This is a genomic window from Proteus sp. LHD240705 (assembly GCF_047921555.1).
Taxonomy (GTDB): Bacteria; Pseudomonadota; Gammaproteobacteria; order Enterobacterales; family Enterobacteriaceae; genus Proteus.
The window spans coordinates 531,974-556,105 of sequence record NZ_JBLRMI010000002.1 but is presented as its reverse complement, the minus strand read 5'-3'; the positions used below and the strand labels follow the sequence as shown (position 1 = coordinate 556,105).

General features: G+C 38.7%; 27 protein-coding genes. 16 read left to right on the top strand and 11 right to left on the bottom strand.

Annotated elements, in window-relative coordinates; genetic code table 11:
* The gene (locus tag ACNART_RS05835; RefSeq protein WP_198626080.1) at positions 1 to 768 is read left to right on the top strand and encodes a L,D-transpeptidase family protein; all 768 of its coding nucleotides are present in this window, start codon (positions 1 to 3) and stop codon (positions 766 to 768) included.
* On the opposite strand, the gene ACNART_RS05830 is transcribed toward ACNART_RS05835, so the two are convergent.
* Both ACNART_RS05830 and lpcA read right to left on the bottom strand, forming a co-directional pair.
* Positions 739 to 1,506 carry a class II glutamine amidotransferase gene (locus tag ACNART_RS05830; protein WP_100158656.1) on the bottom strand — a complete coding sequence of 256 codons (768 nt, stop codon included), beginning with the start codon at positions 1,504 to 1,506 and terminating at the stop codon, positions 739 to 741. The genes ACNART_RS05835 and ACNART_RS05830 overlap by 30 nt on opposite strands.
* A 53-nt stretch (positions 1,507 to 1,559) precedes the next feature.
* Positions 1,560 to 2,138: a D-sedoheptulose 7-phosphate isomerase gene (gene lpcA, locus ACNART_RS05825; protein ID WP_006534804.1), complete on the bottom strand. Its 579-nt coding sequence runs from the start codon at positions 2,136 to 2,138 to the stop codon at positions 1,560 to 1,562.
* Between the two features lie 238 nt (positions 2,139 to 2,376).
* Here lpcA and fadE point away from each other — a divergent pair, with 238 nt between their 5' ends.
* Positions 2,377 to 4,824 (top strand): acyl-CoA dehydrogenase FadE, encoded by a 2,448-nt coding sequence (gene fadE / locus ACNART_RS05820; RefSeq protein ID WP_198620984.1) that lies wholly within the window; start codon positions 2,377 to 2,379, stop codon positions 4,822 to 4,824.
* Positions 4,825 to 4,933: 109 nt separating this feature from the next.
* On the opposite strand, the gene lysA is transcribed toward fadE, so the two are convergent.
* Positions 4,934 to 6,175, bottom strand: coding sequence for a diaminopimelate decarboxylase (gene lysA / locus ACNART_RS05815; protein WP_198626079.1), 1,242 nt, complete (start codon positions 6,173 to 6,175; stop codon positions 4,934 to 4,936).
* 112 nt (positions 6,176 to 6,287) lie between these two features.
* Between lysA and ACNART_RS05810 the strand changes: the two genes are divergently transcribed.
* Positions 6,288 to 7,214 (top strand): LysR family transcriptional regulator, encoded by a 927-nt coding sequence (locus ACNART_RS05810; protein ID WP_198620986.1) that lies wholly within the window; start codon positions 6,288 to 6,290, stop codon positions 7,212 to 7,214.
* Here ACNART_RS05810 and ACNART_RS05805 read toward each other — a convergent pair.
* Entirely contained in the window at positions 7,191 to 8,111 is a 921-nt protein-coding gene (locus ACNART_RS05805; protein WP_198620987.1) for a LysR family transcriptional regulator, read from the bottom strand. The two genes, ACNART_RS05810 and ACNART_RS05805, sit on opposite strands and share 24 nt — an antisense overlap.
* A gap of 105 nt (positions 8,112 to 8,216) precedes the next feature.
* On the opposite strand from ACNART_RS05805, the gene ACNART_RS05800 reads away from it, so the two are divergent.
* Both ACNART_RS05800 and ACNART_RS05795 read left to right on the top strand, forming a co-directional pair.
* Positions 8,217 to 9,089: an MBL fold metallo-hydrolase gene (locus ACNART_RS05800; RefSeq protein WP_349442807.1), complete on the top strand. Its 873-nt coding sequence runs from the start codon at positions 8,217 to 8,219 to the stop codon at positions 9,087 to 9,089.
* Positions 9,077 to 9,745 (top strand): DsbA family protein, encoded by a 669-nt coding sequence (locus ACNART_RS05795; protein WP_198620989.1) that lies wholly within the window; start codon positions 9,077 to 9,079, stop codon positions 9,743 to 9,745. The genes ACNART_RS05800 and ACNART_RS05795 overlap by 13 nt, the downstream gene beginning before the upstream one ends.
* A gap of 107 nt (positions 9,746 to 9,852) precedes the next feature.
* Here ACNART_RS05795 and ACNART_RS05790 read toward each other — a convergent pair whose 3' ends face one another.
* Complete coding sequence (locus tag ACNART_RS05790; protein WP_198632131.1) at positions 9,853 to 10,506, bottom strand: A24 family peptidase; 654 nt, start codon at positions 10,504 to 10,506, stop codon at positions 9,853 to 9,855.
* A 251-nt stretch (positions 10,507 to 10,757) separates the two neighbouring features.
* Here ACNART_RS05790 and rsmE point away from each other — a divergent pair, with 251 nt between their 5' ends.
* From rsmE to ruvX, 4 genes are all read left to right on the top strand, one after another.
* Positions 10,758 to 11,489, top strand: a complete 732-nt coding sequence (gene rsmE, locus ACNART_RS05785; protein ID WP_368927278.1) for a 16S rRNA (uracil(1498)-N(3))-methyltransferase — start codon at positions 10,758 to 10,760, stop codon at positions 11,487 to 11,489.
* Between the two features lie 10 nt (positions 11,490 to 11,499).
* Entirely contained in the window at positions 11,500 to 12,456 is a 957-nt protein-coding gene (gshB, locus tag ACNART_RS05780; protein WP_109373905.1) for a glutathione synthase, read from the top strand.
* A gap of 143 nt (positions 12,457 to 12,599) precedes the next feature.
* Positions 12,600 to 13,163, top strand: coding sequence for a YqgE/AlgH family protein (locus ACNART_RS05775; RefSeq protein ID WP_023581015.1), 564 nt, complete (start codon positions 12,600 to 12,602; stop codon positions 13,161 to 13,163).
* On the top strand, positions 13,163 to 13,582 hold the full coding sequence (ruvX, locus tag ACNART_RS05770) for a Holliday junction resolvase RuvX (RefSeq protein ID WP_198620992.1): 420 nt from the start codon (positions 13,163 to 13,165) through the stop codon (positions 13,580 to 13,582). Before ACNART_RS05775 ends, ruvX begins: the two co-directional genes overlap by 1 nt.
* A 48-nt stretch (positions 13,583 to 13,630) precedes the next feature.
* Here ruvX and ACNART_RS05765 read toward each other — a convergent pair whose 3' ends face one another.
* Entirely contained in the window at positions 13,631 to 14,635 is a 1,005-nt protein-coding gene (locus ACNART_RS05765) for a type IV pilus twitching motility protein PilT (protein ID WP_198626076.1), read from the bottom strand.
* A 21-nt stretch (positions 14,636 to 14,656) separates the two neighbouring features.
* Between ACNART_RS05765 and ACNART_RS05760 the strand changes: the two genes are divergently transcribed.
* The 5 genes from ACNART_RS05760 to hemW are packed head-to-tail and all read left to right on the top strand — an operon-like array spanning position 14,657 to position 18,492.
* A complete protein-coding gene (locus tag ACNART_RS05760) occupies positions 14,657 to 15,355 on the top strand; it encodes a YggS family pyridoxal phosphate-dependent enzyme (protein WP_196534280.1) in 699 nt (232 codons plus the stop codon).
* 14 nt (positions 15,356 to 15,369) lie between these two features.
* Positions 15,370 to 16,188 (top strand): pyrroline-5-carboxylate reductase, encoded by an 819-nt coding sequence (gene proC, locus ACNART_RS05755; RefSeq protein ID WP_109373901.1) that lies wholly within the window; start codon positions 15,370 to 15,372, stop codon positions 16,186 to 16,188.
* An 18-nt stretch (positions 16,189 to 16,206) separates the two neighbouring features.
* Complete coding sequence (locus tag ACNART_RS05750; RefSeq protein ID WP_196534281.1) at positions 16,207 to 16,764, top strand: YggT family protein; 558 nt, start codon at positions 16,207 to 16,209, stop codon at positions 16,762 to 16,764.
* A gap of 11 nt (positions 16,765 to 16,775) precedes the next feature.
* Positions 16,776 to 17,369: an XTP/dITP diphosphatase gene (locus tag ACNART_RS05745; RefSeq protein WP_160230042.1), complete on the top strand. Its 594-nt coding sequence runs from the start codon at positions 16,776 to 16,778 to the stop codon at positions 17,367 to 17,369.
* Positions 17,362 to 18,492, top strand: coding sequence for a radical SAM family heme chaperone HemW (hemW, locus tag ACNART_RS05740; RefSeq protein WP_368927281.1), 1,131 nt, complete (start codon positions 17,362 to 17,364; stop codon positions 18,490 to 18,492). The genes ACNART_RS05745 and hemW overlap by 8 nt, the downstream gene beginning before the upstream one ends.
* Before the next feature lie 93 nt (positions 18,493 to 18,585).
* Here hemW and ACNART_RS05735 read toward each other — a convergent pair whose 3' ends face one another.
* The 5 genes from ACNART_RS05735 to trmB all read right to left on the bottom strand — a co-directional run bounded on the left by ACNART_RS05735 (position 18,586) and on the right by trmB (position 22,516).
* Complete coding sequence (locus ACNART_RS05735) at positions 18,586 to 19,536, bottom strand: siderophore ABC transporter substrate-binding protein (RefSeq protein WP_368927283.1); 951 nt, start codon at positions 19,534 to 19,536, stop codon at positions 18,586 to 18,588.
* Positions 19,537 to 19,709: 173 nt separating this feature from the next.
* Positions 19,710 to 20,447 (bottom strand): DUF2884 family protein, encoded by a 738-nt coding sequence (locus tag ACNART_RS05730; RefSeq protein WP_109373896.1) that lies wholly within the window; start codon positions 20,445 to 20,447, stop codon positions 19,710 to 19,712.
* Between the two features lie 22 nt (positions 20,448 to 20,469).
* Entirely contained in the window at positions 20,470 to 21,396 is a 927-nt protein-coding gene (gene glsB, locus ACNART_RS05725; protein ID WP_198620996.1) for a glutaminase B, read from the bottom strand.
* A gap of 74 nt (positions 21,397 to 21,470) precedes the next feature.
* A complete protein-coding gene (locus ACNART_RS05720) occupies positions 21,471 to 21,797 on the bottom strand; it encodes a YggL family protein (protein WP_023581025.1) in 327 nt (108 codons plus the stop codon).
* Positions 21,797 to 22,516, bottom strand: a complete 720-nt coding sequence (trmB, locus tag ACNART_RS05715; protein ID WP_109373894.1) for a tRNA (guanosine(46)-N7)-methyltransferase TrmB — start codon at positions 22,514 to 22,516, stop codon at positions 21,797 to 21,799. Before trmB ends, ACNART_RS05720 begins: the two co-directional genes overlap by 1 nt.
* Before the next feature lie 216 nt (positions 22,517 to 22,732).
* On the opposite strand from trmB, the gene mutY reads away from it, so the two are divergent.
* Positions 22,733 to 23,773 carry an A/G-specific adenine glycosylase gene (gene mutY, locus ACNART_RS05710; RefSeq protein WP_368927285.1) on the top strand — a complete coding sequence of 347 codons (1,041 nt, stop codon included), beginning with the start codon at positions 22,733 to 22,735 and terminating at the stop codon, positions 23,771 to 23,773.
* Positions 23,774 to 23,802: 29 nt separating this feature from the next.
* Entirely contained in the window at positions 23,803 to 24,075 is a 273-nt protein-coding gene (locus tag ACNART_RS05705) for an oxidative damage protection protein (RefSeq protein ID WP_098943971.1), read from the top strand.
* Positions 24,076 to 24,132: the final 57 nt, after the last annotated feature.

The following is a 24,132-nucleotide window of genomic DNA, read 5'->3' as shown; positions in this document are numbered from 1 at the left end:
ATGACCAGTCACGCAAAACAACTAATCAGTTTTTTAACATTAATGTTAATTTCTTTATTTGTTAACGCTGAAAATAATTCAAGTTTTCTAATGAAACCTGTTAAAAAAAGTACAGGTCAGCCTATCTATATTCAGATTTTCAAAGAAGAAAGCTTACTTGAACTTTATACGGAAAAATTAGATGGGCAATTAGAAAAAGTACGTACTTACCCCATTTGTAGCTATTCTGGAGGCCTTGGACCTAAAAAGTTTCAAGGTGATTTAAAAAGCCCCGAGGGTTTTTATCAGGTTAATTTCTCACAATTAAATCCGAACAGTCGATTTTACCGAGCTATCAACCTAGGATTTCCTAATCAATATGATAAATCAAAAGGATACACTGGCGATTTTTTAATGATCCACGGGGCTTGTAAATCGGTTGGTTGCTATGCAATGACAGATTCTGTGATGGATGAAATTTATCAGTATGCTGAATTGGCGCTACAAGGTGGTCAATCTACGATTAATATTCATATTTTTCCATTTAAAATGACCACTGAAAATATGAAGAAACATCAGTATTCAAAAGATATGGATTTCTGGCAACAGCTTATGCCAGCCTACCAATATGTTGAAGAACACAAACAAATCCCATCTGTTACCGTTCAAAATGGACGTTATTTCGTTAATAGCACTTTGACTTCACCTAATAGTGTAAACCCTGTCCTTAACTTATCGCAAAATAGTGAAAGCAAATGGTTACAGGATACGCACACCACGATCAAATAAGACAAACTCACCAGCGGGAATACGCTGCCAAGATTCATTTCCAGTCAATGGTAATGTTGAAATAACAGAAACCACATCATCTGATTGTGTGTGTTGCTGGAAATCGATTTCTACATCTTGATCAAGTAATTTGGCTTTGCCGAAAGGTGCTTTACGCGTGATCCAATGTAAATTAGTTGAACAATATGCCATTACAAATCGACCATCTGACAACAGCATATTAAAAACCCCTTTTTGCTTTAATTGAGAGGCTAAAACAGCGATAAAACGAAATACAGCAGGCCAATTCACAGGGGTTCTTTTATAACGATTTTCGAGCTGATTTAAGATCCAGCAAAAAGCTTTTTCACTATCCGTCTGCCCTATGGCTCTAAAACGCCCCGTATCAAGAGATTGATAACCTTTTAGTTGACCATTATGTGCATAAGTCCAGTTTTTTCCCCATAATTCACGAGTAAAAGGATGGGTATTTTCTAAAGAGACATTACCTCGATTCGCTTGACGAATATGAGCGATCACAGCCTCTGATTTAATCGGGTATTCTTGAACAAAGCGAGCGACTGGTGAAATTGCACTAGCTTGAGGATCTTTAAATGTACGACATCCCAACCCTTCGTAGAAAGTAATTCCCCAACCATCTTTATGAGGTCCTGTCTTACCACCTCTTGGAATTAATCCACTTAGACTGAAATTAATATCTGTCGGTACATTTGCACTCATACCTAACAACTCACACATCGCTCACTCCTTCTTGCCGATGTTTCTTGCTAATTTATAGCAATATCAACAAATTATTTTTCCATTTCTTTTTCAATTAATTGGATCAGAATATGGATAACTTTAATATGAATTTCTTGAATACGATCAGCGTAACCGAAATGAGGCACACGAATTTCAATATCTGCTGTACCGTCCATTTTTCCGCCATCTTTACCCGTTAGCGTAATGACTTTCATGCCTTTCTCACGCGCAGCACTAATTGCTTTGATGATATTGCCTGAATTGCCTGAGGTTGAAATACCCAGCAGAACGTCACCTTCTTTACCCACAGCTTCAACATAGCGAGAAAAGATATATTCATAGCCAAAATCATTACTTACACATGAGATATGGCTTACATCTGAAATAGCAATGGCAGGATAACCAGGGCGATTTTCACGATAGCGTCCAGTTAGCTCTTCTGCAAAATGCATTGCATCACAATGAGAGCCACCATTACCGCAAGATAATACTTTACCGCCTGCTTTAAAAGAATCTGCTAATAACACCGCAGCTTTTTGGATAGCTTCAATATTTGCGTCATCTTGAAGAAAGCGAGATAGCGTATCTGCTGCTTCTGTTAATTCACCACGGATAAGATCTTGGTACATAGGATTTTTACTCCAGAAAGGGTAATCGAAATTTTCTGTTTCTCAGTGTAACGGATTAAATGTCATGAAAGAAGATGCCTATTATAGACAAATGCTAACTTCTCTCATTTACGAATAATTTGTGAGCTATATTGTAATTAGAATGTAAATATATTGATAAAAGTTAGTGACTAGATTAGATCTAAATAACAAACAACAGGTCTGACCTCTGATCTCTTGCTAAATACAGGAGTTTATTATGACACTACTCAGTATCGTACTTTTTATCGTTCTTATTGGCTTACTTAGTTATCGCAAATTCAGTATCGCGGTAAGTAGCCTCGCGCTTATTGCTTATACATTAGTCATGGGTGTCGCCAATATTTGGAGCTACTGGTTACTCCTTCCCGTTGCATTGGTTTTATTACCCTTTACTATTCCTTCTATTCGTAGAGCCTATATCTCAGTACCTGCACTTAAAGCATTTCAAAAAGTCATGCCTTCTATGTCTAAAACAGAACAAGAAGCTATTGATGCAGGTACAACATGGTGGGAAGGTGAGTTGTTCCGTGGTGCTCCCGACTGGAAACAACTTCATAATTACCCTAAACCACAGCTAACAGCTGAAGAGCAAGCTTTCCTTGATGGCCCAGTCGAAGAAGTTTGTCGCATGACAAATGACTTTGAAATCACTCATGAATTAGCTGATTTACCTCCTGAAATCTGGCAATACCTTAAAGATAATCGCTTCTTTGCGATGATCATTAAAAAAGAGTACGGCGGGTTAGAGTTTTCAGCCTACGCTCAATCACGCGTATTGCAAAAGCTGTCAGGAGTGTCTGGTATTTTAGCCATCACCGTTGGTGTACCTAACTCTTTAGGTCCTGGTGAGCTACTGCAACACTACGGTACTGATGAACAGAAAAAACGCTATTTACCAGGCTTAGCCAAAGGGGATGAGATTCCTTGTTTCGCCTTAACAAGCCCTGAAGCGGGTTCCGATGCAGGAGCTATTCCTGATAGTGGTGTTGTCTGTATGGGTGAATGGCAAGGAGAGCAAGTGCTTGGCCTTCGTTTAACATGGAATAAACGCTATATCACTCTTGCTCCTATCGCGACCGTATTAGGATTAGCATTTAAATTACGCGATCCTGACCATCTATTAAGTAATGACGAGAACCCAGGCATTACCTGCGCGTTAATTCCAACTAATGTCAAAGGTGTTGAAATCGGTCATCGTCATTTCCCATTGAACGTACCATTTATGAATGGGCCAACTCGTGGTAAAGATGTTTTTGTTCCTATCGATTACATCATTGGTGGGCCAAAAATGGCAGGTCAAGGTTGGAGAATGCTGGTGGAATGTCTCTCTGTAGGTCGAGGGATTACTCTGCCTTCAAATTCTACTGGTGGATTAAAAAGTGTGGCAATGGCAGCTGGTGCTTATTCTCGTATCCGTCGTCAGTTCAAAATTCCAATTGGCAAAATGGAAGGTATTGAAGAGCCATTAGCACGTCTGGCTGGTAACGCCTATCTTTTAGATTCTGCAGCGACCTTAATTACTACGGGTATTATGCTAGGAGAAAAACCCGCCGTATTATCAGCTATCGTCAAATATCACTGTACTCACCGAGCGCAACGTGGCGTTATCGATGCAATGGATATCGTGGGTGGTAAAGGGATCTGCCTTGGACCATCAAACTTTGTCGCACGTTCTTATCAAGGCTCTCCAATTGCCATCACAGTTGAAGGTGCCAATATTTTAACTCGTAGCATGATCATTTATGGTCAAGGTGCTATCCGTTGTCATCCTTATGTATTAGATGAAATTGCAGCAGCACGAGACAATAACCTACATGATTTTGACCGCGCTTTATTTGGTCATATTGGTCATGTGGCAAGTAATACCTTACGTAGTTTGTGGTTGGGTATCACTAATGGTCGATTAAGTAATTCTCCTACTAATGATGAAACCCGTCGTTATTATCAACAAATTAACCGCCTAAGTGCCAATATGGCGCTATTGTCTGATGTTTCAATGGGAGTTTTAGGTGGAAGCTTAAAACGTCGTGAGCGTATTTCAGCACGTTTAGGTGACATATTAAGTCATATCTTTCTCGCTTCTGCCGCGCTTAAGCGTTATGAAGATGAAGGTCGCCATACCGCGGATTTACCTCTCGTACATTGGAGCGTAAAAGAGTGCTTATACCAAGCTGAAAATGCAATTGATGAACTGCTACGCAATTTTCCAAGCCGTGTTATCGCAGGCACCATGCGTGCAATTATTTTCCCACTAGGTAAAGCTCAAAAATTACCATCAGATAAATTAGATAGCAAAGTAGCACAACTTATCCAACAACCGTCTGAGACTCGTGATCGCATTGGTAGAGGTCAGTACTTAACACCGAGCGAGCATAATCCACATGGTTTAATGGAAGAAGCACTACTGGATATCTTAGCTGCTGAGCCTATTTTCGACCGCATTTGCCGCCTCTATGAGAAGAAATTTAGCTTTACTCAATTAGATAAATTAGCGGATAAAGCACTGGCTGATAAACGAGTAACTCAAGAAGAAGCCGATATCTTACGTAAAGCAGAACAGAGTCGCTTACGGAGTATCAATGTTGATGAGTTTGACTTTGATGCATTGGCGGTACCTGCAAAAAAGCAGAAAGCTGACAATCTCAAAACAGATAAAGCCGCTTAAAAATATATAGGGGAAGATGTTTCCCTATAAAACACAAACACCTCATCACTAAAATTGTCATGAGGTGTTTTTTATTTTTCAATGAAAGCATATTTAATAAAAAAATGAATTAGAGATCTAATTCCAACGCTAATAACTCTTCTATTGTTTGACGACGACGAATTAATTGGGGAACGCCCTCTGTTATCAACACTTCAGGAATAAGTGGTCGGCTATTATAATTTGATGACATTGAAGCACCATAAGCTCCAGTATCATGAATAACTAAATAATCACCTACCTGTGCTTGAGGTAATAAACGAGGAACAACAGTGCCTCCCTCCTGCTGAGTAAAAACATCTCCAGATTCACACAAAGGACCAGCCACAATCGTCTCTTGTAATTCTGTCATTGGTTTTATTTGACCATGGCTATCTAAAACTGAAATTTGATGATAACTGCCATACATTGCAGGGCGCATTAAATCACTAAATCCAGCATCCACCAGCACATAATGACGACTTCCCATTGATTTAACGGCTCTCACTTGTGAAATCAATACCCCTGACTCAGCCACTAAAAAACGTCCTGGCTCGATTTCTAACTCAACAGAATGTCCTAAGTGTTGTGCAATACGCTGACGAGCCTTATCCCATAAAGAAAAATAATGATCCAAATCGACTGTCGCATCACCCTCTTGATAAGGCGTTGACAATCCACCTCCTGCCGAAATAGCCTGAATATCAACTTGAGAGGTAAGCACTTGCTCTACCATTGCATCACAGACACTAGAAAGGTGTTGATAATCAACACCAGAGCCAATATGCATATGAAAACCAACTAGCGTTAAATTGTATTGTTGGATCACGGCTAACGCTTCAGGCACATCTTCATACCAAATACCATGCTTACTGTTTTCTCCGCCTGTATTGGTTTTTTGACTATGTCCATGACCAAATCCAGGATTAATTCTTATCCAAACCGCATGCCCTTGATTGCGTTTACCTAATTGACGAAGCATATCAATGGAGCCAGCATTAACAGGAATATCTAATTCAACAACACGCTCAATGGTTTTTTCATCAAGTAAATCAGCCGTAAAGACAATCTCACTTTTTTCTCTACCTCCTTGATAACCCGCAACTAAAGCACGTTCAATCTCTCCTAATGAAACAGAGTCAACTTTAACACCCTGTGCTTTCATTAAACGTAAGATATGAATATTGGAGCAGGCTTTTTGAGCAAAACGAACCACATCAAAAGATTTAAGCTGAGCAATACGCTGAGAAATCGTATCGCCTTGATAAATCCATAATGGCGTTCCATAAGTTTGTGCTAATTGGTATTGAGCCATAGTTATTGATGTTGTCATGTTATCTACTCATAAAAATCACGGGGGAATAAATTCATTATTTATTAACTTACAAGGGAATAAAAATATCAAATAAGCTACACTCTATTCATCCGTGATATAGGAATAGACAATGAAAGCTCCTTTTAATTGGCGGCATATTGAAATTTTTCATGCAGTGATGACCACTCAGAATCTAACTGAAGCCGCAGAGTTACTGAAAACATCACAACCCACTGTCAGTAGAGAGTTATCTCGTCTTGAACATCTATTAGCATTTAAATTATTTGATAGAATAAAAGGCCGTTTACAACCCACAACTGAAGGGTTACGCTTTTTTGAGGAAGTACAGCGTTCTTATTATGGCTTAGATAGAATAATTAACGCAGCTGAAAATATTCGCCATTTTAACCAAGCAGAATTGAATATCACCTGCTTGCCCGCATTTGCTCAGTCATTATTACCTTCAATTTGCCGACAATTTCTAGATACATATCCTGATGTTAACTTAACCATTGTTCCGCAAGAATCCCCATTATTAGAGGAGTGGTTATCGGCTCAACATTATGATTTAGGATTGACTGAACACACTCAAACGCCAGCAGGAACGCGACAAGAAACGCTACTCACACTCAATGAAGTTGCAGTTTTGCCAAAATCACACCCATTGTGTAAAAAGCCATTGTTAAATCCTGCTGATTTTCAAAGCCAGCGTTTTATTAGCTTGTCTGCCAATGATAGCTACCGACAATTGATTGATACCGTTTTTATTAAAGATGGAATTACACGACAGCTAGTGATGGAAACACAAAGCGCCGCCTCTATTTGTGCAATGGTGAGTGAAAATATCGGCATTTCAATTGTTAACCCGATTACCGCACTTGATTACTTAGATAAGTCTATTTGTCTTCGTCCTTTAAGCTTTTCTATCCCCTTTACCATCAGCTTAATTACTCCAACACATCGCCCGTCATCACAACTTGTTTCCTATTTTATTGATGTGATGAAAGAGACATTATCAGATTACCCTAAGCAATTAACCCAAGCTTTTACCCGATAAAGCAAGCCAGTAAGGTGATGATGAGAACCACTCAACTAAGAAATCCAACAATACTCTGACAGCTGCGGGCATATTTTGCCGACTCGCTAAAACTGCATAAATCCCCATCGGCAAAGCTTGATAGTTAGCCAAAACTTGTTCTAATTCACCGCTTTCAAGATAAGGTTTGGCTGAATAATAAGGTTGTAGCGATATGCCGACTCCTTTTAACGTAGCTTGCAATAAAACAACTGATTCATTTGCACTTAAATTACCGCCAACAGGGACTGAATAACGTTCATCACCTAAATTAAATTCCCACAAGCTACGACCAAAAAATCGGTAAGTTAAACATTGATGCTGCGCAAGCTCATCTGGCGTTTGAGGTATACCTTTTTTTGCTAAGTAATCTTTATGAGCACACACCACTGAAAGACATGTCGCTAATGAGCGTGCGATTAAATTAGGCTCAAGGTGATTCGTAATACGCAATGCAATATCAATTCGTTCTTCTACCAAATTCACGGTTTGATTGGTAATTTGTAAATCAACCGCAATTAAAGGATAACGTTGCATAAACTCGCATATCGCCACTGACAAAATGCTATTTGCTAATGATTGTGAACTGGTAATACGAACAAGCCCACTGATTTGATGACGTTCTTTCGGAATATTGGCAGGAATACGTTCAGCCATTTCTAATAGCTGTAAACTCTGTTCATATACCATTTCACCTACTGATGTTAGGCTTTGTTTGCGTGTCGTTCTATGCAATAAACGCACCCCTGCCCACTCTTCCATTTCATTTAAATATCGCGTCACCATCGCTCTAGACATACCTAGATAATCAGCAGCTTTTATCATGCTTCCCTGCTTCACAATGGTTACAAACACTTCTGATGCTTTTATTTTATCCATTTCATTTACTCGATTTACGCAACAATCAATTGCCTAAAATAGGGTTTTTCTCTTGTTTTATGCAACATATTATAGTCAGCAACAACATTATGGAGAAAACAAAAGATGAAAAAATTACTTCCTTTAACACTTGCAACTACCGCATTCTTCGCAACATCAGCGCTAGCAACTGATTTAACATTAGATATTTATAACCCAGGAGAAGCGAGTGTTTTTCCTGTCTCTTCTGAAATTATTTATGGCGATAAAGATGCCGTATTAATTGATGCACAATTTCAAAAAAATGATGCACAAGCGCTGGTTGATAAAATAAAAGCCTCTGGAAAAAACCTGACTTATATCTATATCAGCCATTCTGATCCTGATTTTTATTTTGGGTTAGATGTCATTACTAATGCATTTCCAAATGCCAAAGTGATTGCAACCGCCCCCACAATTAAAGCCATTAATGAAACACAAGCAGGAAAACTTGCCTACTGGGGGCCTGTGCTTAAAGAAAATGCCCCTCAGAAAATTATCATTCCTGAAGAACTAAAAGGTGATAGTTTTTCTTTAGAAGGCGAAACCATTTCAGTCAAAGGCTTAGACGGACAATCTCCAGATAGAACATACCTTTATGTTCCAAAACTTAATGCAGTAATGGGTGGTGTTTTAGTTTCTGAAAATATTCATGTTTGGTTGGCTGATACCCAAACTGTGGCAGAACGCCAACATTGGGTTAGTGCATTGCAGCAAATAAAATCACTATCCCCAAAAACCGTTATTCCTGGTCACTATTTACCAAAAGCAACATATGACCTACAAGCTGTTGACTTCACAATGAATTACCTAATTGAAGCTGAGAAAAATCTTGAAAAGACAAAAAATTCAGATGAATTTATTGCAGCAATGGAAAAAAATCATCAGAATTTAGCAGATAAATCAAGCCTAGAGCTTAGTGCAAAAGTACTAAAAGGAGAGATGCAGTGGCCTCAGTAGCAAGCAATACAGGTAATACCCAAGGTACTAAAATATTGCACTATATTTATGATCCTCTTTGTGGTTGGTGCTACGGCATTGCCCCTTTGATTGAAGCAGTAAGCAATGCATTTCCACATTCCATTAAGCTACATGGTGGTGGATTGTTTACACCCGCAAGAGTAGTAACGGGTGGTCAATCATGGAAAGAGCATGTCACGCCAATTGATGACCGTATTAGTCAATTATCTGGCCAAGTTTTTAGTCATGCGTATCGTGATTGCCTTGGTAATACGGAGATGGTATTAAATTCACTGCTACCTATTTCAGCTATTCTTGTTGCCGAAAAAATGGGAAACCGTGATGTTTATTTACTAAAAGCATTACAAGAGGCCTATTATCTTGATGGTTTAAATATCAGTGACAAAGACACACTGCTATTTATTGTGAAAAAACTTGGCTTTGATGTTGAACAATTTGCATCCTTATTATCTGACATCAGCAATAACCAAGTTCAGCAACATTTAAACCAAACACAACAATTAATGCACCAAGTTAATGGTCGTGGTTTTCCGACTTTATTTATTGAAGATAACCAAGGTTATCGCCTGATATCGATTGAAAAATATTTAGGTGATACAAAACGTTGGCAGCAATTTATAAAAGAAAATCTATAATCTTCTTTTCAGTGTGCTGATTAATTTCCGCACACTGCCTTCTTTATTTCGATTTTTACTATTATATTTTTTGTTATAAATGCCTAACCAGAACAGATTGAAATCAACTAATTAAAGGAGTTATAAGACGAAAAATAAAAACCTAATATCATTAATGTTGAAAATGAAAGACAAGAGCCAAATGCTACTTTTTTTAAAAACTCTTTCGTTGTGAGCAATACTCCGCAATACACACTTAATCCCAACAAAGAGCCGAGTAATAAAATATAAGGTAATTTTTCAAATCCACACCATGCACCTATCGCACTAAATAGTTTCACATCACCAAAACCTAAAACACATTTTTGATAGATCAAATATCCCCATAAATAGATGCCATAAAAAAGCCCTGCACCACCTAAAAAACCATAAAAAGCATGATCAAAAGGTACTAGCCCAAAGGTTGTGTAATTGCACGATAGCCCTAAAAATATTAGCCAATAAGTCAATGTATTAGGCAAAAGAAAATAGTCAGCATCAAAGAAAGAGAGCATTAATAAATAAAAGCTTAATACAGAAAGTATTATCAATAAAGAAAGCGAATAAATTGAAAAAAACCAATATAAACAAATAATAATATAACTTATAGCAAGTTGTTTACGACGGGTTTTAGGTAACAAAAATAATAGTAAAAAAGGCAGACAAAACTTAATAAAAACAAGAAACTCATTCAAAAAAGAGAGTAAAGGTGTTTTTATAAAACAACAACGGCTTAATGGCATAAATATCTACTCCTTAGATACCTCGTTATCCCTGTTAAACGACTGTATAAGAGTCTCCATTTAATACCGAGAATTTTCTTTATAATAACAATGAAAACATGAAATTTTGCGACAAAACACGCAATAAGATCCGCGCTATACTAACGATAAAAGCAAAGTGATAACTTGCATGCCATAATGTCATGCGTATGATGCATATCACATATTTTATTTATCACGGTTAACCATCTTTTACGTAAGGGTTTCACGTTATGCGTATTCCTCGCATTTATCATCCAGAACCACTCACAGCAGGTACTCAAACAGCATTAGATGAAGAAGCATCTAATCATGTTGGGCGTGTATTAAGAATGTCTACTGGGCAAAAACTGGCACTATTTGATGGTTCAAATCAAGTATTTGATGCTGAAATTATCGAAAGCACAAAGAAGTCAGTCACTGTGCAAATTAATGGTGGCATTGTTGATGATAAAGAATCCCCTCTCGACCTCCATTTAGGGCAAGTGCTTTCACGAGGCGAGAAAATGGAGTTTACTATTCAAAAATCAGTTGAGTTAGGTGTTAATACGATCACTCCACTGATCTCAGAACGCTGTGGTGTTAAACTTGACCCTAGCCGTTTAGAGAAAAAGCATCAGCAATGGCAAAAAATTATTATCTCGGCATGTGAGCAATGTGGCAGAAATAGCATTCCACAATTAATGCCAGTGATGTCATTAGAAGAATGGTGTGCTCAAGATGATGGTAGTTTAAAACTCAATTTACATCCTAGGGCTAACCAAAGTATTAATACCTTACCCTTACCGGTTAAAAAAGTGCGCTTATTGATTGGCCCTGAGGGTGGACTTTCTCCTGAAGAAATCGCCATGACAGCAGAGCACCATTTTACTGATATTTTATTAGGTCCTCGTGTATTAAGAACTGAAACAACAGCACTCACCGCAATCACCGCTTTGCAGGTTCGGTTCGGCGATCTGGGATAAAGGAGAAGTAATGATTAAATTAGGTATTGTGATGGACCCAATTTCATCCATCAAAATCAAAAAAGACACCAGCTTTGCCATGCTATTAGAAGCGCAACGCCGTGGCTGGGAAATTCATTATATGGAGATGAACGATCTTTACCTACACCAAGGTGAAGCACGCGCTCACACTCGTTTACTCAGCGTAGAAGAGAACCCAGAAAAATGGTTTGAATTTGGCCAAGAGCAGGATATTGCTTTAGGTGAATTAGATACTATTTTAATGCGTAAAGATCCGCCTTTTGATACCGAATTTATCTACGCAACCTATATTTTAGAACGTGCTGAAGATATGGGAACACTGATAGTTAATAAGCCACAAAGCTTACGTGACTGTAATGAAAAACTCTTTACTGCATGGTTCCCGACATTAACACCCGACACATTAGTCACTCGTGAAGCTAAGCATTTACGAGCTTTCCATGAAAAACACGGTGATGTTATTTTCAAGCCACTAGATGGTATGGGTGGTGCATCAATCTTCCGCTTGAAAAAAGATGATCCAAACGTAGGTGTTATTATTGAAACATTGACAGAACATGGTCATCGTTTCTGTATGGCACAAAATTTCCTACCTGAAATCGTTAACGGCGACAAACGTATCCTTGTTGTTGATGGCGAACCAGTGCCTTATTGCTTAGCTCGAATTCCTGCAAAAGGCGAAACACGAGGTAACTTAGCTGCTGGTGGTCGTGGAGAAGCTCGTCCATTAACAGAAAGTGATTGGGCAATTGCGCGTCAAGTTGCACCTATTCTTAAACAAAAAGGTCTTATTTTTGTCGGACTAGATGTTATTGGCGATCGTTTGACTGAGATTAACGTTACAAGCCCAACTTGTGCCCGTGAGATTGAAGCCGCTTATCCTGATATTTCTATTACAGGCATGTTAATGGATGCTATTGAAGTGCGCTTAAACAAGAAAAACTAACTTTTAGACACAGAGATTAACGGGTTTAAAAGTATGAACCTAGCCCCCACATATTAATCAATAAGCGGTATACATTAAGAAATACAATGTATAAAAGGGCTAGGTTTTTTTAATAAAAATGATCAGGGAACAGTACTACTATTATGAATTTACTTAACCATTTTCTTATTGCTATGCCTTCATTAAGCGATCCGTTATTTGAACGCTCGGTCGTCTATGTTTGCGAACATAATGAAAACGGTGCGATGGGCTTAATTATTAATAAACCTATCGAAGATATCTCTGTGGAAGGTGTATTAGATCAATTGGAAATTTTTTCGACTGATAGAGACGAAGCAATTAGCTTACAAAAACCGGTGATGTCAGGAGGCCCAGTTGCAGAAGAACATGGTTTTATCTTGCATACTCCAGTTTCAGGTTTTAGTTCTAGCATCAAAATTAGTGACAGCACAATGATCACAACTTCCAAAGATGTATTAGAAACCCTAGGTACAGCAAGGCAACCAGAAAAAACATTAGTCTCTCTAGGTTATTCCAGTTGGGAACAAGGCCAATTAGAGAAAGAGATTTTAGAAAATAGCTGGCTAACAGTTGAAGCCTCACCTCAAATTATTTTTGATACCCCTATTGCTGAACGTTGGCATAAAGCCGCTGAATTAATTGGGATTAATATCCACACCATTTCACCAATAGCGGGTCACGCATAATGTCAAACAGAACGGTAATGGGCTTTGATTTCGGCACTAAAAGCATTGGTGCCGCTATTGGTCAAGAAATTACAGGAACCGCTAGACCTTTAGCCTCATTTAAAGCAAAAGATGGTATTCCTGATTGGACTCAAATCGAAAAAATCATAAAAGAGTGGCAACCTGATTTAGTGGTTGTCGGCTTACCTCTTAATATGGATGGCACCGAACAGTTAGTCACAACTCAAGCTAAAAAGTTTGCTAATCGCCTTCATGGTCGATTTGGTGTACAAATTGCGTTGCATGATGAACGCCTTAGCACCGTAGAAGCTCGCGCTCATCTTTTTGAACGTGGTGGTTACCGCTCCTTAGATAAAGGCAGTGTAGATGCAGCATCTGCCGTTATTATTCTTGAAAGCTGGTTTGAACAGCAATCCTAAAAAATAGGTTCCACTTCGTGATCCCCACCTATTTTTACTTATAAGTTATCATTCAGCTTGAATTAAACCTTCATGTTGGCGTTGCTGCCGACTTAACATGAAGGTTTGCATTCCGTATTCACTACCTGTTTGCATTAATGTTGTCACTTGGTGGTATTTTCCTTCTCTTATAAGATGTGAAATACCCTGCGTAACCTGCATTATTTCAAATAACGCCACACGCCCACCTTCAGTTGAAGGCACTAACTCTTGTGAAATTATCGCCCTTAAACTGCACGCTAATTGCGATGAAATCCATTGTCGCTCATTACCTGTAAAGACATTAGTGACGCGCTCAAGCGTTTGTACTGCTCCTTGAGTATGCAATGTTGCCAGCACCAAATGCCCTGTTTCTGCTGCCGTTAATGCCAACTGAATACTTTGTGCATCTCTTAACTCACCCAACATAATGACATCTGGATCTTGGCGTAGAGCACTCTTTATTGCATTTGCAGTATGTTGAACATCTCGCCCTATTTCCCTTTGCTGTACAATGCTTTGCTTATTGCCATGTATAAATTCAATAGGATCCTCTAATGTCAAAATATGCTGACGTTGATATTGATTTAAATGGTTGATCATTGCGGCTAATGTCGATGATTTTCCACTTCCTGTTGCACCAGTCACTAAAATAAGTCCATGAGAATAATTATCTAATAATGTTGAAACCGACTTGGGTACTCGAAGTTTATCTAAAGAAGGAATTTGTGTTTCAATTATTCTTAATACTGCTGAGACACCTTTTTGTTGGCGAAATAAATTAATACGAAGTCGTTGCCCACAAGACAGCGTAAGTGCCGTATCAACCTGCCCTTCATGCTCAAAAGTTTGCTTTTGAGCATCACTTAAAAAAGGCTTGAGCCACGTGAGTAGACTATCGGAAGTGATAGGTTTACATTGATTTTGTTGATAAAGTATTCCATTGATCCGCAATCGAGGTACATCACCACAACAAAGGTGCAGATCCGAAGCGTTATGCTTTACACTATATGCAATTAAATTTTCCATTTTCATCTTATTATCTCCTGAGTTGCCATGAATACTATTAAACAGAATCTCGTCAATGTCAGGTCTCACATTGACACAGCAGCGCAGAAATGCGGCCGTTCTTCAGAAGAAATAACACTACTTGCAGTGAGTAAAACCAAACCTGTGAGTGACATCGAAAAAGCAATAGCATGTGGACAAACTGAATTTGGTGAGAACTATGTCCAAGAAGGTGTTGATAAAATCCATTATTTTGCTAATAACCACACCTTAGTTTGGCACTTTATCGGCCCTTTACAGTCAAATAAAACACGCCTTGTTGCTGAGAATTTCGATTGGTGCCATACCATTGATAGATTAAAAATCGCTCAAAGATTAAGTGACCAACGCCCTGACTCATTGCCACCATTGAATGTACTTATTCAAATAAATATCAGTGATGAAAATAGTAAATCAGGTATTAATCTGAGTGAGCTTGATGGGTTAGCAGCACAAATTTCTATTCTTTCAGGCATTAAATTACGTGGATTAATGGCTATTCCAGCACCTGAAAGCAAGTATGACAAACAAGTTGAAGTGCTAGAAAAAATGCATCTCGCATTTAAGCAATTACAATCTCAATATCCCAATATAGATACGTTATCTATGGGAATGACGAGTGATATGGAAGCAGCTATTGCTTGCGGTTCAACACTCGTTCGTATTGGTACAGCAATTTTTGGCGCAAGAGATTACGCGGCTAAGTAGAAATAGAGGTTTATATGGAACATCGTAACATCGCTTTTATTGGCGCTGGAAATATGGCTCAGGCCATTATTGCAGGATTGGTTCAAGGTGGATATCCAGCACATAAGATAACCGTCAGCTCACCTTCTGCCGTTCGCCGTGAACCTTTAGAAAAAGAGTTCGGCATTCATAGTACTAATGACAATATTGATGCCGTTCAAAAAGCGGATGTTATTGTGCTGGCAGTAAAACCACAAATGATGGAAGAAGTTTGTAAGCCCTTACAAAATATAGATATGAGCAAAAAGTTAGTCCTTACTATCGCTGCTGGCATCCCTGCCACACGTTATAACGACTATTTTGCGACCCAATTACAGCTTGTTCGCATTATGCCAAATACTCCAGCACTGGTAGGTAAAGGCTTAAGTGGTATGTTTGCGCACAATTCACTTTCATCTCAAGATAAACAGTTTGCCGACGAATTAATGAAAAGTGTCGGAACAACTGTTTGGGTAGAGCAAGAATCTGCCATCAATGATATTATCGCCGTTGCTGGTAGTGCACCCGCTTATTTCTTCTTGTTTATGGAATCAATGCAACAAGAAGCTGAACGTTTGGGTTTTTCTCCTGAAGTAGCAAGAGCTATTGTGCAACAAGCCGCAAGTGGTTCTACCGCCTTAGCTGAGAAACAACATATGTTGCCTTTCTCAACTTTACGAGAGCAAGTAACATCAAAAGGTGGAACGACAGCGGCTGCACTTATGCAGTTTTATGAAGGAAAATTACCTGAAAACGTCGCTTCTGCCATGCAAGCTGCGATTAAACGTGCGCAAGAAATGGAAAAACAATTTTAATTTCATCAGGGCCAACTAATGAATTTTTTAAATTTCGTCATTCTGACTCTTCTTCAACTCTATACATCCGTACTTCTATTACGTGTTTGGATGCAATGTGTTAGAGCTGATTTTTATAATCCTTTTTCACAATTTATCGTCAAGATCACACAGCCAATTGTTCGTCCATTAAGAAGTGTTATTCCTTCTATTGGCCCTATTGATACCGCGTCAGTCTTATTAGCCTATATACTCATTCTGCTTGGTATTATTATTCCATCTTACTTATCAGGAACATCAATTCCTTTCGCTTTAATGTTCCCTTTTGCCTTTATTGAACTACTCACAGCAGCAGGTAAGATGATTTTCTGGTTGATTATTATCCGCGCAATCCTTAGCTGGGTAAGCCAAGGTCGTAATCCAATTGATCACCTTTTATTTCAATTAACAGAACCTTTAATGGCACCAATTCGTCGTGTAATTCCGGCAATGGGTGGCTTAGATTTCTCTGCAATGATTGTTATTCTGGTACTTTATGCCTTGAATTATCTACGTGTAGACGTTTTACAATGGCTACTTAGCGTAACGCTTTACTAAGGATAATACTCATGCAAAAAGTCGTTCTTGCAACAGGAAATCCAGGGAAGGTCAAAGAGCTAGCCTCTTTGCTTTCTGATTTTGGTTTAGATATTGTTGCCCAAACAGAGCTAGGTGTTGATTCAGTGGAGGAAACGGGCTTAACCTTTGTTGAAAACGCGCTGATCAAAGCACGTCATGCGGCAAAAGTGACAGGTCTTCCAGCCATTGCTGATGACTCAGGTATTTCGGTAGATGCTTTAGGCGGTGCTCCGGGTATTTACTCAGCACGCTATGCGGGTGTTGATGCAAACGATCAGCAAAATCTGGATAAATTGCTTGATGCAATGAAAGATGTACCTGCTGAAAAACGCCAAGCGCAATTTAACTGTGTATTGGTTTATATGCGCCATGAGAACGATCCAACTCCGCTGATTTTCCACGGTATATGGCATGGTGTATTAAGCACAGAAATGCACGGTGAAGGTGGATTTGGCTATGATCCTATTTTCTTTGTTCCTGAATTAAATTGTACGGCGGCGCAATTAACTAAAGAGCAAAAAAATCAGCATTCGCATCGTGGTAAAGCACTTAAATTAATGTTGGATGCCCTTAAGAATGCTTAAGTTGCCCCCATTAAGTTTGTATATTCATATTCCTTGGTGTGTACAAAAATGCCCTTATTGTGATTTCAACTCACACACCTTAAAGGGAGAAGTACCACATAAGGAATATGTGCAACATTTACTCAATGACTTAGATGCCGATCTTATTCACGTTGGCTCCCGTGAACTCCAGACAATATTTATTGGTGGCGGTACACCTAGCTTATTAAGTGCTGAATCAATGGCTGATTTACTCTATGGAGTGAAAGAGCGTATTGCTGTTAGCTCCAATGCAGAAATCACCATGGAAGCTAACCCAGGAACCGTAGAAGCGGAACGCTTTGCTGGATTCCAACGTGCTGGTGTAAATCGTATCTCTATTGGTGTACAAAGTTTTGGCGACGACAAGCTTATCCGCTTAGGTCGAATTCATGATGCAGATGAAGCTAAAAATGCGGCTCGTTTAGCCAAAGAATTAGGCTTACGTAGCTTTAATTTAGATTTAATGCATGGATTACCAGACCAATCATTATCTCAAGCGCTTTCGGATTTACAGCAAGCAATAGCGTTATCTCCGCCACATTTGTCTTGGTATCAATTAACCATTGAACCTAATACACAATTTGGCTCTCGCCCACCTAAATTACCTGATGACGATATGCTGTGGGATATTTTCTCAGAAGGCGATAAATTACTGACAGCAGCAGGTTATCAACAATATGAAACATCGGCATATTGCAAGCCAGGATTTCAGTGTGAGCACAACCTAAACTATTGGCGTTTTGGTGATTATTTAGGTATCGGTTGTGGTGCTCATGGGAAAATAAGCTTTGAAGATGGTCGCATAATGCGAACAGTAAAAACCAAGCACCCTAAAGGTTTTATGGAAGGTCGCTATCTCGATCAGCAAAATTTTGTTGATAATGATGACCGTCCATTTGAATTTTTTATGAACCGTTTTCGCCTATTAGAAGCATTTCCAAGACAAGATTTCAGTGATTACACTGGGCTTTCAGAAGAAGTGATTCGCCATCAAATAGATGAAGCTTTGGCGTTGGGTTATATCAGTGAAACTGACTCTCACTGGCAAATAACCCCTCACGGTAAGCTATTTTTAAATTCATTACTTGAGCTATTTCTTTAATATTGCTGATTTCAAATAGCTAATTTTAAAATACCCATACTGTTATTCACAATATGGGTATTTTTTATTTATGATAAAACGATCATAAAAGTCTTAGAATGCGCTTTCTATCGCTTCAATCTGCTTAGTTAAGCTGTCTAATCCACCGCCAGAGAGATACCAAAGGTCTGCTTGCAGATAAACAATATCGCCATTTTTATAAGCAGATGTCGTTTTAATTTCATCATTTTCAAAAGTAGCTTTTTCTAATTTATCAGCACCAATCGCTTCACTACGATCCACAATGAAAATCACATCAGGGTTTGCTTTTGCGATCATTTCAGAAGTGACAACTCGACGTTTATCTTTATCTTCTTCAGCTACAGGGGGTAATTCGGCTTTCTTCACTTTAACCACATCATAAATAACACTTTGGTTATTTGGCATTAAATTGCCTGCATTATGCAGTAACACTAAAACTTTTTTATCAGACTCTGCCGCTTTTTTCTGAGCCTGCTCAATCACTGTATTCAGTTTTGTCAGTTGCTCTTGGGTTGCTTGTTGCTTATCAAACAACTCTCCCATTAATTTAATATTCGCTTCAACTGAATCAAGATAATTAGCGCTATTGGTGCCTAAGTTAACGGTTGGTGCAATTTTCGCTAAAGCCTCATAAGAAGCGCCTTGTCGACCCGTAATAATAATTAAATCAGGTTTAATTTCGGCTAATTTTTCTAAGTCAGGCGCTTTCATACCACCGACATTAGCCACATTACTTGCAATACTTCCTTTAATATAAGCAGGCGCATTACCTAATGGTAACCCCACCACTTTATCAGCTAAACCTAACTGAACTAAAGAATCATATAAACCAAAATCAAATAGAACAACTTTTGAAGGGTTCTTAGTAACCGACGTTTCACCCAACAGATGTTTAATCACCATTTTGTCATTCTGCTGACTAATAACTTGGTTAGGTTGGTATTCGATTGGCGTTTTGCTTAACGCTGAGAAACTCGTTACAGAAAAGATAGATGCGATAACTAAAGGAAGGATCTTCTTCATTAATTTTGCCCTGTTTAAGTGGAATACTCAAACAGGGCATTCTAAACAGCTCTCCCCACAAGTCAATTGAACAAGAATGATTTTCATTATTATTTTCAATTATTGTGAATCCGCCATTTGTAAAGCTTATTAATTATCTGGTTAATAACCCAATCATTAGAGAGACGGATCAGCTACTTCTTTAATGCATTAATTAATTCAACACGTTGATTTTCCATCTGTGTGATTTTGCTACAAGCTTGCTGACCAAATTGAGTAAACGCAGCTTCTTGCTGCTTCCACTCCTGATCTATGATCTTTTGAAAACCATCTAAGCTTCCTAATAATCCGCCTAAGGCTTTTTTACTGTCGCCACCTGCAGCAGCTAATAACTGTTTTTTCCCCAATTCATTAATGCTGTCTTGCAACATACCACCAAGGCTGCTTTCTACGATTTCACGGCCTTTAGCTTCAACTTCTTTAATGGCTTGAGAATGGAACGTAATGTTATTAGGTTCTATGCTGACCACTCTATCCATTTGCTGATTAAGATCTTTCTCTAATCTACTTAATCTATTGAGGATATTGCTTTCTTTGCCAAAAGCTTCAATCACTACTTTATCAAGCACTTTGCGAGAATCTTGCAGTTTTACCCCAGTTTCAGTTCTTAGCCAAGGTACGTCTCGTCTTACTGTGGCTTGATATTTTTTTGCTAATTCTTGTTGTTGTGGTGTCAATGTGGCACTTTTTTCATTTTGAAATAATGTGCCATCAGGATAAATCACCATTAAACCATGTGAACCAGCGACTTCAACAAATTCAGAGGTTATGCGTAAATCATCTTTTGGCATTACAGCACAATCAAAACTTGGTGATGCATTTGCTGTACCCGCAACAAAAAACAGTGTGACAGCAATATTTCTTAAATTCATAACAACGCTCCTGAAAACACACCTAAAAAATTGAACGCCCGACTTTGTTTGCTAATAATTCAAGTGCTGCACAACCTGCTAATGAGTTACCTGATTTATCCAGCTCTGGTGACCAAACTGCAACCGTAAAAGCATCGGGAACGACTGCAATAATGCCACCACCCACGCCTGATTTTCCGGGAATACCAATACGAAATGCAAATTCACCTGCACCATCATACATGCCACAAGTTAACATTAACGCATTTATTTGTCGGGTTTGTCTTGGCGTAATAATCTGATTTTTATTAACCACACACATACCTTGATTAGCTAAATAGCTAAAACATCGTACTAACTCGGTGCAACTCATTTCTATGGAGCAATAGTGAAAATAAGTTTCAAGCACCGTAATAACATCATTCTCAAAATTACCAAAAGATTTCATCAGATAAGCGATTGATGCATTTCGGCTAAGATGCTCCATCTCTGATTTTGCAACCACTGAGTTATAGCAAATATCTGGAGTATCAGTAAGAAAACGGATCACTTCTAACATTCTTTGCTTAGGCGCACTAAGTCGAGACTGCAACATATCAGTGATAACAATGGCACCCGCATTAATAAAAGGATTGCGCGGTATTCCCTTTTCCATTTCTAGCTGTATCAAGGAATTAAAAGGTAGACCTGATGGCTCTTTTCCTACACGTTGCCAAATTTCATTTTCTTCATAACGTGTTAAAGCAAGCGTTAAGCTAAGTACTTTAGAAATAGATTGAATCGAAAAGCGCTTATCTGCCATGCCTGATTGATAGAGTTCACCATCAACCGTATAAACAGCCATAGCAAGCTGTTCTGGAGGTATTTGAGCCAATGCGGGAATATAATCCGCGACTTTTCCTTGCCCGATTAATGGGCGAATTTGTTGCAAAATATCTGACAGTAATGCGTTAGATAACGTTGTAGTCACAGTCCCTTCCCCAGACAGACAAGGGCATCCTTTTGGATGCCCTTGTAATTATTTGCTAAATGTATAACTTTCTATCAATCCCACCAAACATCAAATAGTTCAGAGGTCTGTACATCTTGCATTTTGCTTTCTTTGAGGAAGTTTTCGACTAATTGGCGATGTTCTTCTGTACATTTACCAATTTGTTGTAAGCAGATTAAGCCTTCCCAGCTCAGGTAACCACTTGCATCAAATGCCAGCCCGTTTGGCTCAATAACTTTGAGGATCAGTTCATCAACAAAGCGATCTACTTCCTCAATTGGGGTATTTTCTGGGAAAGTCCATTTAACTGAGAAACCTAATTCCTGAAATTCATCGATACGCATTTTTTTGCGTAAGCGGCGACTACGTTGTTTAGCCATTATTTTACCCTCTTAAACATAAGATCCCAGACTCCGTGCCCTAAACGATGACCGCGTTTTTCAAACTTAGTCACAGGTCGTGTTTCTGGTCGTGGTACATAATCCTGAGTTTCTGACAAATTCTGATAACCCTCAACACTTGTCATCACTTCAAGCATATGTTCTGCATATGGTTCCCAATCTGTCGCCATATGAAAAACACCGTCTAACGTTAATTTTTTTAAAATTAATTCTGCAAAAGGCACTTGAACAATACGGCGTTTATTATGACGCGCTTTGTGCCATGGATCAGGGAAGAATAGCTGAACCATTTTTAAACTATTATCTGGGATCATATGATTGAGCACTTCAATCGCATCATGACACATGACTCTCAGATTACTTAATTGCTCTTCTTCAGCATTTGCAAGACAAGCTCCAACACCCGGTGCATGTACTTCAATACCGAAATAATTATTTTCTGGTGTATTTTTTGCCATAGTCACGAGCGATGCGCCCATGCCGAAGCCAATTTCTAAAATTACAGGCGCTTCGCGTCCAAAAACCTGACTGAAGTCGATAGGTTCCGGTTGATATTCAATACCAAAGACAGGCCACTGTGTTTCTAATGCTTGCTCTTGACGAGGTGTCAAACGACCTTGTCTACGAACAAAACTACGAACGCGTCGTAAAGCACGTCCTTCTTCATTGAATTCCGGAGAAATTACATTCTTGATCATGTCTAATACTGTCAGTCGTTAGGCCAATTATTTACTTAAAATCGTTATAATGTCGCTATAGTACAACTTAACCGACATTATCCAAAGATCACTAAGTTTAGCAAGAGTCACTCATAGAAGCATCACTCTATAAGATAAATATTAAGAGTGTTTACAGTTTATTCTCTCTGTGGTGCAATCTTACCTTAATCAGAACATGAGTTAATAAAATAAAACATGATGGAAGCTCAGCAATTTTCGCAAGTCGTGCTCAATTGGTATCACAAATATGGGCGTAAAACGCTCCCTTGGCAGCAAGAAAAAACGCCTTATCACGTATGGTTATCTGAAGTAATGCTGCAACAAACTCAAGTTGCTACGGTTATTCCTTATTTTGAGCGTTTTATTGCACGTTTTCCTGATGTTAGCGCATTGGCTAAAGCACCTCTTGATGAAGTGCTTCATTTATGGACAGGACTTGGTTATTACGCAAGAGCCAGAAACCTACATAAAGCAGCACAACACATTGTAGATAAACATCAAGGGCAGTTTCCTGATACCTTTGAGGACGTTTGTGCCTTACCTGGTGTTGGACGTTCAACCGCCGGTGCTATTTTATCGTTATCACTGAAAAAACCTTACCCAATTCTTGATGGTAATGTAAAACGTGTTTTAGCACGCTGCTATGCTGTCGAAGGCTGGCCGGGTAAAAAAGAGGTTGAAAATAAGTTGTGGGAGATCAGCGAAAACATCACTCCAACTGAAGGTGTAGAGTATTTTAATCAGGCAATGATGGATTTAGGTGCAATGGTCTGTACAAGAAGTAAGCCTAAATGTGAATTATGCCCATTAAATACTGGCTGTATCGCTTATGCTCAAAATAATTGGGCGGATTATCCTGGGAAAAAACCGAAAAAAGTCATCCCAGAAAAAACAACTTATTTTCTTATTTTACAATATGATAATCTTGTTTGGTTAGATAAAAGGCCACCAGCAGGAATATGGGGCGGGTTATTTGCCTTTCCTCAATTTGAAACAAAAGCGCTTTTAGAACTGTGGCTAGCCGAGCATGGGCTCGATAATAATAAATCAGAGCAACTGATTTCATTTAGACATACTTTTAGCCACTTTCATTTAGATATTGTGCCAATTTGCGTAGAACTCTCAGCGTTTACCTCTATGATGGAGGCGCAAAAAGGACTTTGGTATAACTTACAGACACCTGCAACCGTAGGGTTAGCAGCACCTGTAGAGAATTTACTTAGACAATTAGCCTAAGCTAATCCCTGCGATATTGAGGATTTATTATGAGCAGAACTATTTTTTGTACTTTCCTTAACAAAGAAGCTGATGGACTTGATTTTCAGTTGTACCCAGGAGAAATTGGAAAGCGCATTTTCAATGAGATCTCAAAAGAAGCATGGGCTCAATGGATGACAAAACAGACCATGCTTATCAATGAGAAAAAACTTAACACCATGAATCCTGATGATCGCAAACTATTAGAACAAGAAATGGTGCGATTTTTATTCGAAGGCCATGATGTTCATATTGACGGTTACACACCACCTGAAAAATAATATTCACTTTTCCAGAGCCTTTAAGGCTCTGGTATTTTATTCACCATAGCGATGCAA

Excerpts from the sequence above, each read along its gene's own strand:
- ACNART_RS05835 (WP_198626080.1), top strand. The coding sequence starts at position 1 with ATGACCAGTCACGCAAAACAACTAATCAGTTTTTTAACATTAATGTTA.
- ACNART_RS05830 (WP_100158656.1), bottom strand. The coding sequence starts at position 1,506 with ATGTGTGAGTTGTTAGGTATGAGTGCAAATGTACCGACAGATATTAAT.
- lpcA (WP_006534804.1), bottom strand. The coding sequence starts at position 2,138 with ATGTACCAAGATCTTATCCGTGGTGAATTAACAGAAGCAGCAGATACG.
- fadE (WP_198620984.1), top strand. The coding sequence starts at position 2,377 with ATGACACTACTCAGTATCGTACTTTTTATCGTTCTTATTGGCTTACTT.
- lysA (WP_198626079.1), bottom strand. The coding sequence starts at position 6,175 with ATGACAACATCAATAACTATGGCTCAATACCAATTAGCACAAACTTAT.
- ACNART_RS05810 (WP_198620986.1), top strand. The coding sequence starts at position 6,288 with ATGAAAGCTCCTTTTAATTGGCGGCATATTGAAATTTTTCATGCAGTG.
- ACNART_RS05805 (WP_198620987.1), bottom strand. The coding sequence starts at position 8,111 with ATGGATAAAATAAAAGCATCAGAAGTGTTTGTAACCATTGTGAAGCAG.
- ACNART_RS05800 (WP_349442807.1), top strand. The coding sequence starts at position 8,217 with ATGAAAAAATTACTTCCTTTAACACTTGCAACTACCGCATTCTTCGCA.
- ACNART_RS05790 (WP_198632131.1), bottom strand. The coding sequence starts at position 10,506 with ATGCCATTAAGCCGTTGTTGTTTTATAAAAACACCTTTACTCTCTTTT.
- rsmE (WP_368927278.1), top strand. The coding sequence starts at position 10,758 with ATGCGTATTCCTCGCATTTATCATCCAGAACCACTCACAGCAGGTACT.
- gshB (WP_109373905.1), top strand. The coding sequence starts at position 11,500 with ATGATTAAATTAGGTATTGTGATGGACCCAATTTCATCCATCAAAATC.
- ACNART_RS05775 (WP_023581015.1), top strand. The coding sequence starts at position 12,600 with ATGAATTTACTTAACCATTTTCTTATTGCTATGCCTTCATTAAGCGAT.
- ruvX (WP_198620992.1), top strand. The coding sequence starts at position 13,163 with ATGTCAAACAGAACGGTAATGGGCTTTGATTTCGGCACTAAAAGCATT.
- ACNART_RS05765 (WP_198626076.1), bottom strand. The coding sequence starts at position 14,635 with ATGAAAATGGAAAATTTAATTGCATATAGTGTAAAGCATAACGCTTCG.
- ACNART_RS05760 (WP_196534280.1), top strand. The coding sequence starts at position 14,657 with ATGAATACTATTAAACAGAATCTCGTCAATGTCAGGTCTCACATTGAC.
- proC (WP_109373901.1), top strand. The coding sequence starts at position 15,370 with ATGGAACATCGTAACATCGCTTTTATTGGCGCTGGAAATATGGCTCAG.
- ACNART_RS05750 (WP_196534281.1), top strand. The coding sequence starts at position 16,207 with ATGAATTTTTTAAATTTCGTCATTCTGACTCTTCTTCAACTCTATACA.
- ACNART_RS05745 (WP_160230042.1), top strand. The coding sequence starts at position 16,776 with ATGCAAAAAGTCGTTCTTGCAACAGGAAATCCAGGGAAGGTCAAAGAG.
- hemW (WP_368927281.1), top strand. The coding sequence starts at position 17,362 with ATGCTTAAGTTGCCCCCATTAAGTTTGTATATTCATATTCCTTGGTGT.
- ACNART_RS05735 (WP_368927283.1), bottom strand. The coding sequence starts at position 19,536 with ATGAAGAAGATCCTTCCTTTAGTTATCGCATCTATCTTTTCTGTAACG.
- ACNART_RS05730 (WP_109373896.1), bottom strand. The coding sequence starts at position 20,447 with ATGAATTTAAGAAATATTGCTGTCACACTGTTTTTTGTTGCGGGTACA.
- ACNART_RS05720 (WP_023581025.1), bottom strand. The coding sequence starts at position 21,797 with ATGGCTAAACAACGTAGTCGCCGCTTACGCAAAAAAATGCGTATCGAT.
- trmB (WP_109373894.1), bottom strand. The coding sequence starts at position 22,516 with ATGATCAAGAATGTAATTTCTCCGGAATTCAATGAAGAAGGACGTGCT.
- mutY (WP_368927285.1), top strand. The coding sequence starts at position 22,733 with ATGATGGAAGCTCAGCAATTTTCGCAAGTCGTGCTCAATTGGTATCAC.
- ACNART_RS05705 (WP_098943971.1), top strand. The coding sequence starts at position 23,803 with ATGAGCAGAACTATTTTTTGTACTTTCCTTAACAAAGAAGCTGATGGA.